At 42.2% G+C, this 10194-nt stretch carries 10 protein-coding genes; all 10 read right to left on the reverse strand.

Annotated features, from left to right (window positions below):
- Window positions 1–10: 10 nt before the first annotated feature.
- Entirely contained in the window at window positions 11–1330 is a 1320-nt protein-coding gene (locus MKL38_RS19025) for a carbohydrate porin (RefSeq protein WP_270904127.1), read from the reverse strand.
- Between the two features lie 66 nt (window positions 1331–1396).
- Entirely contained in the window at window positions 1397–2848 is a 1452-nt protein-coding gene (locus MKL38_RS19030) for a NosD domain-containing protein (RefSeq protein ID WP_270904128.1), read from the reverse strand.
- Between the two features lie 19 nt (window positions 2849–2867).
- Window positions 2868–3695, reverse strand: coding sequence for a type I 3-dehydroquinate dehydratase (gene aroD, locus MKL38_RS19035; protein WP_130172936.1), 828 nt, complete (start codon window positions 3693–3695; stop codon window positions 2868–2870).
- A 69-nt stretch (window positions 3696–3764) separates the two neighbouring features.
- On the reverse strand, window positions 3765–4394 hold the full coding sequence (pcaG, locus tag MKL38_RS19040; RefSeq protein WP_003652024.1) for a protocatechuate 3,4-dioxygenase subunit alpha: 630 nt from the start codon (window positions 4392–4394) through the stop codon (window positions 3765–3767).
- A 14-nt stretch (window positions 4395–4408) separates the two neighbouring features.
- Window positions 4409–5134 carry a protocatechuate 3,4-dioxygenase subunit beta gene (gene pcaH, locus MKL38_RS19045; protein WP_003652026.1) on the reverse strand — a complete coding sequence of 242 codons (726 nt, stop codon included), beginning with the start codon at window positions 5132–5134 and terminating at the stop codon, window positions 4409–4411.
- A 10-nt stretch (window positions 5135–5144) separates the two neighbouring features.
- Window positions 5145–5558, reverse strand: coding sequence for a 4-carboxymuconolactone decarboxylase (gene pcaC / locus MKL38_RS19050; protein ID WP_005040148.1), 414 nt, complete (start codon window positions 5556–5558; stop codon window positions 5145–5147).
- 15 nt (window positions 5559–5573) lie between these two features.
- Complete coding sequence (locus MKL38_RS19055; protein ID WP_005040146.1) at window positions 5574–6929, reverse strand: MFS transporter; 1356 nt, start codon at window positions 6927–6929, stop codon at window positions 5574–5576.
- A gap of 42 nt (window positions 6930–6971) precedes the next feature.
- Window positions 6972–7757: a 3-oxoadipate enol-lactonase gene (gene pcaD / locus MKL38_RS19060; protein ID WP_270904129.1), complete on the reverse strand. Its 786-nt coding sequence runs from the start codon at window positions 7755–7757 to the stop codon at window positions 6972–6974.
- Window positions 7754–9112, reverse strand: a complete 1359-nt coding sequence (gene pcaB / locus MKL38_RS19065; RefSeq protein ID WP_270904130.1) for a 3-carboxy-cis,cis-muconate cycloisomerase — start codon at window positions 9110–9112, stop codon at window positions 7754–7756. The genes pcaD and pcaB overlap by 4 nt, the downstream gene beginning before the upstream one ends.
- Window positions 9113–9114: 2 nt before the next feature.
- A partial coding sequence (pcaF, locus tag MKL38_RS19070) for a 3-oxoadipyl-CoA thiolase (protein ID WP_270904131.1) occupies window positions 9115–10194 on the reverse strand: 1080 nt, incomplete at its 5' end.

The raw sequence follows: 10194 nt of genomic DNA on the forward strand, positions 1-10194 counted from the left end.
ATCAACATTGTTAAAAATTGACTTTCACGCTAAGACCAGCCACCCAAGCATCATCGACCGCTTTTACACCAGCAGGTTGATGGATATATTGAATGTTTGGACGTAACATAACGGCCGGAGACCATTGATAGGTATAGTTCAACTCGACATTTAGTTCGTCGTCTTGAATTGGAATATAGTCAGATGCAATCGCATCATAGCTATAATATCCACGACTTTCGTTTGTTGCGATCTGCTTATCTTTAGCACGATCATTGACCACATAATTGGCAATACCAAAACCAATCGAATCATTTGGACGGCTATCAAACGGCCCTTTATACCAAAGTGCAAGTTGTTGTGTACTTTGAACAAAGGTAGTTGCTTTATCATTTACAACACCGTTCAAGCTTACGTATAAACCACGTTTAGGGTCTTCACCTTTATGGGTAAGTTGTTGCTGAGCATTAATCCAGAAACTTTGTTTCCCATCATGAACTTTGCCGGCAGTTTTAATGTCATTCGCTTCTGCTGTTGAGTACAACGCCCCTACTTTATATTCACCCGGTAAGCCATTAAAAGCAGCAAGTTTTGGTTTCCATGCAAGCTCAACTGGTATGGTTGCACCCTTCACGTTGTTCATATCCAGATTAAAACCATCACTATTTGATTCGGTTTTAATATTGTCAGGATTTACCTCATAAACACCGACACCCAAAGTCCACTCAGGCGCAAACTGATATTTAACATTTGTAGCCCAAACACCAACTGGTGAGTTGTACCAAATTGAACCGATTGATTTTCCTAACTGCCCACCGCAAAGCAATAAGTTCTGAAACTCACATTGAGAACTATTAAAGTCCTCTGACATACCCATACGGCCCACTTTGACCTGTACTGTGTTATCAACAAAACCTTTTTTGACCCATGCCTGAGACAGACGCCAGATTTTACCGCGGCCATAAATCTCTTGAGCATTGCCTAATTGGCTAGAACGTGGGTCTTTAATACGCTCTAAAGTGAGTGCATTCCCGTCACGTTTAGTCACGACTAGGCTCGCTGTTGTATCTTTCCATCCAGCAATTTTTTCTAAGTCGAAGTTTGCACCTAAAGAAAGTTGTGCAGCATTTTCAAAAGTATTGCTGTCGTTGTAACCACCATCTAAATTTGTGGCAGCTTGGCTCATAATAGAAGCTGTAAATTTATAGCCCTGTTGCTCTAGCTGCTGACGCTCACCATTCCAGTCGCCAAGCAACCATTGACGATCTTGCGACCACGGCTCATTCGCAAGCGCAAATTGGCTACCTAATACAGCGATTGTTAATACACTCAGTTTCATTAAATTCGGCATTTTAAGTCCCTTTTATCATTTCTATATTTCTATGCTGCGCCTCAGTTTGAGGCGCTTTCCTTATTGTTATTTAACACTTGTAAAACCAAGCTCAGAAGTTGCACCAAAACGATCAGTGATATTCGCTGTAATTGAGGCAACTTTTACAGTTGGCTTCCAATTCGCTTTTGCAATTCCTTGTGCATCTGTAGCAACTGTTATTGCCCCTAAATATTGCTCAGCTTCTTTTGATGCCACATTTTGATTACCAAAAAATTCAACTTGGTAACGTTGATTTGGTAAACCATTAACTTCTACCGCAACTGAACCTTTATTCGCAGTTAATTTAGGAGCTTTAATACCCTGATTAGGTTGAGCATTACAGCCTTGTTGATTTGGTTGAGTACATGTTTTTTGTTGTTTAGATGGATCAACAACTACACCACCACCACGAGAACCTACGAATCCTTCATGCTCAAGTGCAGGTACACCAAATACAATTGCACCTAAACGCTGATTCGGTACACATGAACCACCCGCTTCACAGCGCTTAATATCTTTACCATTGTCCCAAATCAGGTTTTTAGTCAATGTAATTTTTGCAGTTGCATCTTTTTCCGAGCGAATCGCAACACCAATACGGTTACCATGAACTTTGTTGCTATCGAGAATGTTGCCATCGCCAGTCATGTTAAAACCAATCGAGTTATTGGTCATTTCGTTGTAGGCAATATAGTTACGCTTACCCCAGTTAATCTGTAAACCATCCGAATAGTTTTCGAATTTATTACCGACTACGGCATTGTCATTACCCCACAAAATTTCAATACCTTGTGATGGCTCCGGGTTTGCTTTAGTTGAAACAAAATGGTTATTTGCAATCAGGTTAAAAGCAGCACCGCGGGTTAGTTCTAAACCATCGCCATTATCTTGGAAGATGTTATCTAAAACTTTATTGTTATTGGTCGTGGTTGCAGTTGGGTTACCTTGTCCATCATCACCAGTAAGCATGACACCAGCACCACCGTAGTTATTGCTAATACGGTTATGTTGAATGAGATTATTGCTTGAACGGTTGATCAATACACCAATACAGAAACGATGAATATCTAGACCTTTTAACGTGACGTTATTTACATCGCGTAGTACTAAGCCCGGTAAAGTCATCGTACGCACATTGGTCCCATACTGTTCAGGGTTTGCGCCCGGGCAAGCTTTCGCACCTTCGCCTTTAATATAGTTTGAACCATCGATCGCGATATATTCACCAGTTTTATCCCACTGGGTACCAATGATTTTGACCGGTGCTTTAATCTCAGGAAGCGCGCTGTCTAATTTGATTGCATAGGGTGCTTTGCCCACTGCCTGAATCAAGATTTCGCTCGCATCGGCTGGGTTAGCATTAGCTTGCTCAATTGCCCAACGTAAAGAACCTTTATTGCTGTCGTCCTGATAACGGTCAACAACATAAGTTTGAGCCGCGGCTACACCTGAAACCATCAAACCTAATGCAAGAGTAGTTAAACGTAATGTATTCATTTCATCATGTCCTTATGATTTATGGGTTTGTTGGTTGAACGGTTTTTAAAATCTGTTTGAGCTTGGTCACATCAATTTGCCCCGGTGCGGATGCTTCACCAATCATGCCAAAGCTATAACTTCCACCCATATTGGCTGTCGCAACACGAGAGATCGTCCCTAACTGCCCCATTGACATGGTCAATAAAGGTTTAGTGGTTTGCTGACTCACTTTTAAAGTCGCGTTCATTAGAGTGAAAACGTCTTGTTTAGATTTTGGCATCACTGCAATTTTGAGAACATCTGCACCCATCTGATCTTGTTTTAACAAGCGTTTTTCAATTTCATCTTGGCTTGGTGTTTTTTGGAAGTCGTGATTAGACATCACAACCAGCACTTTCTTTTGATGTGCTTTTTGAACAATTTCTGAAACTACTTTTTGATCACGGAACATTTCAACATCTAACCAGTCCATGAACGGATTTTTTAAATAAGCCTGATAGGTCTTACCATAATCCGCATCGCTAATTTCAAGTTGACCACCTTCGTTTTTAGTACGAATTGTGGCAATCATTGGCTTATTGCCTAAAATCTTTTTTAACTCATGACCTAACGCAATGACTTGTTTTGTATCACTAGCAAAACTGAGTAAATCGATTCGAAACTCTGCCAAATCAGCATCTGCCGTATTTGCAATAACTTGAGCTTGCGCTAAAGCTTGTTCTTTAGTTTTTGCTGTAATCGGAACAATCGTTTTAACGGCTGTACTCGTAGGTTGTGTTTGAGCGGCTAAAGCAACAGGTTCAGCATTCACCTGAGCTGTAAAAAATGGGAGTGCAAGCAAACTTAAGCTTAATAATGTTTTCATGTTCATATCATTCATCCTTAAAAAGGCTACACGCATCCATAGACGAGCATGTGTAGCCTTGGGTGTTTCTTAAATATCAAAAAATACAGTTTCGTCATCGCCTTGAATACGAATATCAAAGCGGTAAACAACTTCACCGTTTTCTTCAAAACGCTTTGCAATAAGTGTTTGACGACGTGGTGCCCATTCAATGCTATTTAGAATCGGGTCATTGGCATTTGCTTCTGCTTCATCTTCAAAATAAACACGCGTATTAAGACCTAAATTAATACCACGAGCAAAAATCACTAAAGCGATATGAGGTGCCTGAGTTGAACCTTTACGCCCCGCAGTTGCGCCCGGTTTAATAGTATTGAAACTCCAGATACCTGTTTCAAAGTCTGCACCAGTACGGCCCCAACCTTGAAAAGCTGGGTCAGCTTTTTGCTCACGTGTATCAGCCTGACTTGGGTAAATACCATTTGCATCGGCCTGCCAGATTTCGATAAGCACATCACGTAAAGGTAAACCCAACCCGTCAAATACTTGCCCTTCAAGACGGATACGCTGGCCTTGGGTCTGGTCTTGTACAAGCTGGTTATTGAAGTTGTTTTCAAAAACTTCGATATTTGCTTGTTGTGGTAACAAACCAATGTGAACGTAAGGACCACCCGTTTGAGATGCAGTTTCTTTTAATTCCTGAAAATTCCAGTTATTCATGCTAAGGCTCCTGATTAAGTCAATTCGTTTTCGAAGTAAGTCGCTCGACGTCCACGTAAAGTGATGTCAAAACGGTAACAACGGCTATCAGCTTCGATAAAGTTGTTTTTATCTTCTAGTGCAATTAGTGCACGACGTTGATCTTCAGAAGGAATGGTTTTTAAAATCGGACAAGAATCGATTAAAGTATCACCTTCAAAATAAAACTGTGAAATCAAGCGCTGAGCCCAACCATCAGCAATTAAAGAGAAATGAATATGTGCCGGACGCCATTCATTAATACGGTTACGCCACGGATATGGACCCGGTTTAATGGTACGGAAAATATAAAAACCATTTTCATCCGTTAATGTACGACCACAACCACCGAAGTTAGGGTCCATGGCACCAATAAATTTATCGTTTGGATGACGGTAACGACCTGAAGCATTGGCTTGCCATACTTCTAAAAGCGCATTTTTTACAGGACGACCAAATTGATCACGAACATAGCCATGAACAATGACACGCTCACCAATTGGCAAACCATCTTTGGCATAGTTCAAAATCAAATCGTTATCTTTTGGGCCAAACAGATTTGAAGAAAAATGCGGTGCAGTGACTTCAGTTAAAGTCTCGTTAATAGAGATCAATGCATTTTTTGGCGAACGTAATACACTTGTTTTATAACCTGGCGTATACGCTGGTGGATGATCATCTGTATTACGTTGGGCGTAAGCACCCCAGCTATGTTGTGACATCTTTATCTCCTTAATCCTGTTCTTTCGCTGCAACTGGGCTTACTTCTATCCCCAATTCTTTAAAGACTTCTTCAGCCATATGCATTGCAGCGTTTGCAGCAGGTAAACCTGCATAGAGTGAGCTATGTAAGATCAACTCTTTTAAATCTTCTTTGGTTACACCATTATTGAAGCAAGCACGTAAATGCATGCGTAGTTCATCTTCACGACCAAGCGCCAATAAAATTGCGATCGTCACTAAACTACGTGTGTGACGTGGTAAGCCTGGACGAGACCACACCTCACCCCATGCGTAACGGCTAATAAAATTTTGAAAATCTTGGTTAAAGTCATTCAAGTTCTGCAAAGACCGACCAACATGCTTTTCACCTAAAACTTCAGTCCGCACTTCAATGCCTTGTTTATAGCGTTCTTCATCATTCATTGTGATAGACCTCCATTAAGTTGCATCGGTATGCGCAACAAGTGATTTAACAAATACAGCAACAGCCGCAGCAGTCGCTGGAATCAGTAATAAACTGAGAATGGCAGTAAACGACCAATCGTTACCGAGTAGTACTGCACCAATCCAAGCACCAAATACTGCACCGAAACGTCCAATACCTGTCATCCAAGACACGCCTGTTGCACGGCATTGGGTTGGATAGAAACGTGCACTTAAAGCTGGCATTGAAGATTGCGCACCGTTAATCGCGATACCTGCACAAAGCACCAATACAGCAAGTAAAGTTGAATTTCCTAAGCTTTGACCGACAGCAATCGCAAATAGACCTGCGGCGAAGTAGAAAATAGCAATCACTCGGTTCGGGTTGAATTTGTCCATCGCCCAACCAATAAACAATGCACTGACCACACCACCGAACTGGAACAACCCACCAATAAATGCAGCACGCTCCATTGAGGCACCAGTTTCACGCATGAGTGTTGGTAACCAGCTTGTAAGCAAGTAAACAACAACCAATCCCATGAAATAGGTCAACCAAAGCAAAAGTGTTCCTTTCGCATATGGTTTAGAAAACATAATTCCAAAAACATTTTTCTTTTGAGCCGTTTCAGTTTTCTCTTCTGGAACATAAAAAGTGCTTACGTCTTTAACTTGAGTTGGCGCAATATGATTTAAAATTTTGCGTACTTTCTCTGGGTCTTTACCTTTAACAATTAAAAAGCGGTAAGACTCAGGTAAAACGAAAATCACTAAAATCATTAAGATCAGAGGTGACCAGCCACCCAGCAAAAATAGACTGTGCCAACCGTAAGTCGGAATGAGCCAGCTACTAATAAAGCCACCTGTTGCCATACCTAAGTTGTAGCCACAGAACATACATGTCACCAATAGTGAACGAATGCGTGTTGGACAGTATTCAGAAAATAATGTGGTGGCATTTGGCATAGCTGCACCCAGCCCAATACCTGTCAAAAAGCGCAATACAACAAGGCTATCCAGATTTGTGGCATAGGCAGATGCCAAGGTAAAACCGCCAAAAATCAGCATTGATACTGCCAAAACGATTTTGCGACCAAAACGGTCAGCTGTCGGGCCAGAAACCAAAGCTCCAATAATCATTCCACCAAGTGCAGCACTCATCACTGGGCCTAACTGAGAACGGTCAACGCCCCAGTCCTGAGCCAAAGCTGGAGCGATAAAACCCATTGCAGCAGTATCGATCCCATCAGTAAAAATAATTAAGAAACAGATGATTGCGATCATCCATTGATACTTACTGAGTGGAGCATCATTAATCAGTGCTTGAGCATCGATACTTTTGTTTGGTGCAGCGTAATCCTGAGACGCCATATTTGCCTCCTTAAGGCCAATTCCTTTTAAATCACTAAGCTATTAGATTTGCTGAATAAACCTAGTCAATTCCTGAGTAAATCTTTGTGGTTGTTCAATATTAGAAAGATGAGATGCTTCCAATTTAGCAAGTTGGCTATTGTTGATAGCACGATGCATAAACTCAGCGTCTGCTACTGTAGTCACCGGATCATATGTCCCTGCAACCAGCAGTACTGGGATTTGGATTTGTGCAATTTCATCTCTTAAATCAGCATGTGCTAAAGCACGACATGCATTGGCATAACCTTGTGCTGGTGTGTTTGCGAGACTTTGAATCGTCGTTTGTGCAACCACATTATGTTGATAGTCGAATTTTTCGCTAAACCAACGTGTGTGTGTGGTTTTAACCAATTCAGCCAGTCCATTTTGTTCTACAGATTCGGCGCGGCTTAACCAAGCATCAGCCTGCCCAATTTTGGCTGCTGAATTTGCAACTGTAATGCTGTGAAAGCGCTCTGGATAATGAATACCTAACCAAAGCCCTGTAATTCCACCCATTGAAATTCCACAAAAATGAGCTTTTTCAACATTTAAGGCATCTAAAATATCAGCAACATCTTCACCTAAATTTTGTAAAGATGATTCAGCGATCACATCACTTTCGCCATGACCACGTGTGTCGTATGTAATGACATTAAAATGACTTTTAAGCTCATCTACTTGCGGCTGCCACATTCCATGATCTGTTCCTAACGAGTTAGATAACACAAGTGCTGGAGCATCTTTTAATCCGTCGGTATATACAGCGAGCTGTTTACCTTGTCGATTGGTTATAAGCTGTTTCACTTTATGTCTCCTCCTTGTGCTTCTTGCAGAACAGCATCAATTTGAGCTTGAGTGTTGCCCAAATAGTTTTCTGCTTTAAATATTTCCAAAATTTCTGCTGGGGAAAAATGTTCTTTTACTTCATCTAACTGACTAACCACCTCAGATAAATGCTGCTTTTGAGCCACGGCTGTTTTACAAGCTGCTTCAACAACATGATGTGCATTTAAACGTCCAATTTTTGGAGCCAGTGCCATCATCACAGCTTCGGCCATAATCAACCCGTTAGTACAGTCAAGGTTCTGCTGCATATGCTCAGCATTAACTTCGAAACCTTGTAAAACTTCACCAGTACGAGTTAATGCTCCAGCACAAAGCTGAAAAATTTCAGGGATTGCCAGCCATTCTGCATGCCATGCGCCTAAGCTACGCTCATGTTCCTGCACCATGCTTTGATAGATACTAGACATAAGTGCTGGTACACGATTTGCTGCTGCAAGTACTGAAGCTGCTGCAACTGGATTACGCTTATGCGGCATGGTTGATGAACCACCACGACCCTTTGCAGTTGGTTCAAACAATTCTGCAATTTCGGTTTGCATCATGAGTGACCAATCACGTGCCATCTTGCCCGTATTCCCGACAATGATGCCGAGCACACTTGCGATTTCTACAATACGGTCGCGCTCACCATGCCATGTGCTTGTGGGTACAGTCAGATTCAACTGCTTAGCAAATGCATTTACCACAAGTGAACCTTGATCTTGCAAAGAAGCTAATGAACCCACAGCACCACCTAACTGAGCAGTGAGTACACGTGGTTTGATTGCTTGTATACGGTCCAAATCACGTTTAAATGCAGAAGCCCAACGTGCAAGCTTATGTCCTAAAGTAATTGGCAAAGCTTGCTGTAACCATGTACGCCCAATCATGACCTGATGGCGATATTGCTTAGCTTGTTGTAATGCAGTGGTGTAGCACTGTTGAAGTTGTGCTTCCACAATGTTTAACGCATCGCGGCATTGCAAAATACAAGCTGTGTCTAAAATATCCTGACTTGTTGCGCCCCAATGTACATAACGTGAAGCATCTTCATCTACATCTTTAACAATTGCCGTAAGCTGCTTTACAAATGGAATTGCGATATTTCCAGCTAAGCCAGTTGCTACAGCCAACGCTGGAAAATCAAACTTTTCTAGTGCCTGCTCAGCTACTTGGGCAATTGTATGAGCAGCATTTTGAGGAATCACGCCAACTTGTGCCTGTGCTTGAGCTAGTGCAACTTCAACCTGAATCATATATGTGATTAAAGCTGAATCACTAAAGATGTCAGTGACGTCTTTTTGATAAAACAAGCTGGCATATAACTGGCTCATGATTAAACTCTCTCAATAATGAGTGCAATACCTTGGCCTACACCAATACACATTGAACACAAGGCATAACGACCGCCTGTTTGCTCAAGCTGGTTTAATGCTGTAGTCACTAGGCGTGCACCTGAGGCACCTAACGGATGACCCAAAGCAATTGCACCACCATTTGGATTGACCTTTTCAGAATCATCTGGCAAACCTAAATCACGGGTCACTGCCAAAGCTTGTGCAGCAAAAGCTTCGTTAAGCTCAATCACATCCATCTGATCTAAAGTCAGGTTGGCTTGTTTAAGTAGTTTTTTAATGGCTGGTGCTGGAGCAAAACCCATAATGCGCGGTTCCACACCCACTGCTGTTGAAGCAATGATCTTGGCACGTGGTTTTAAGTTGTAAGCTTGAACTGCCTCATCAGATGCGATCAGTAATGCTGCTGCACCATCGTTAATGCCCGAAGCATTACCCGCAGTGACAGTGCCATCAGCCTTTACAACTGGTTTAAGTTTGCTTAAACCTTCAAGTGTGGTCGATGCACGTGGATGTTCATCGGTATCAATCACAACAGCATCACCCTTACGCTGAGGGATTTCAACTGCCACGATTTCTTTAGAAAAAAAGCCTTTGGCTTGCGCGCTTGCGGTGCGTTGTTGGCTCGCCAAGGCAAACTGGTCCTGATCTGCACGATTTACGTTGAACTTTTCAGCGACGTTTTCGGCAGTCTGAGGCATGGTGTCTACACCATACAATTCTTTAAGTTTTGGGTTAATAAAACGCCAACCCATAGTGGTGTCTTCAATCTTCTGGCTACGACCAAAAGCACTGTCTGACTTACCCATCACATAGGGTGCACGGCTCATGCTTTCTACACCACCTGCAATCACCAAGTTCGCTTCACCCGCTTTAATGGCACGGGCAGCAATGGCAATCGCATCGAGTGATGAACCACACAAACGGTTAATAGTGGTTGCTGGAACCTGATACGGTAAACCTGCAAGCAGTGCTGACATACGGCCGACATTACGGTTGTCTTCACCGGCTTGGTTAGCACAGCCATAGATCACATCATCGACCTGTTCCCAATCTACATT

This window comes from Acinetobacter sp. AOR14_HL (assembly GCF_027855175.1).
GTDB classification, from domain to species: domain Bacteria; phylum Pseudomonadota; class Gammaproteobacteria; order Pseudomonadales; family Moraxellaceae; genus Acinetobacter; species Acinetobacter calcoaceticus.

Excerpts from the sequence above, each read along its gene's own strand:
- pcaC (WP_005040148.1), bottom strand. The coding sequence starts at position 5,558 with ATGAATGATGAAGAACGCTATAAACAAGGCATTGAAGTGCGGACTGAA.
- MKL38_RS19055 (WP_005040146.1), bottom strand. The coding sequence starts at position 6,929 with ATGGCGTCTCAGGATTACGCTGCACCAAACAAAAGTATCGATGCTCAA.
- pcaG (WP_003652024.1), bottom strand. The coding sequence starts at position 4,394 with ATGAATAACTGGAATTTTCAGGAATTAAAAGAAACTGCATCTCAAACG.
- pcaB (WP_270904130.1), bottom strand. The coding sequence starts at position 9,112 with ATGAGCCAGTTATATGCCAGCTTGTTTTATCAAAAAGACGTCACTGAC.
- pcaH (WP_003652026.1), bottom strand. The coding sequence starts at position 5,134 with ATGTCACAACATAGCTGGGGTGCTTACGCCCAACGTAATACAGATGAT.
- MKL38_RS19025 (WP_270904127.1), bottom strand. The coding sequence starts at position 1,330 with ATGCCGAATTTAATGAAACTGAGTGTATTAACAATCGCTGTATTAGGT.
- aroD (WP_130172936.1), bottom strand. The coding sequence starts at position 3,695 with ATGAAAACATTATTAAGCTTAAGTTTGCTTGCACTCCCATTTTTTACA.
- MKL38_RS19030 (WP_270904128.1), bottom strand. The coding sequence starts at position 2,848 with ATGAATACATTACGTTTAACTACTCTTGCATTAGGTTTGATGGTTTCA.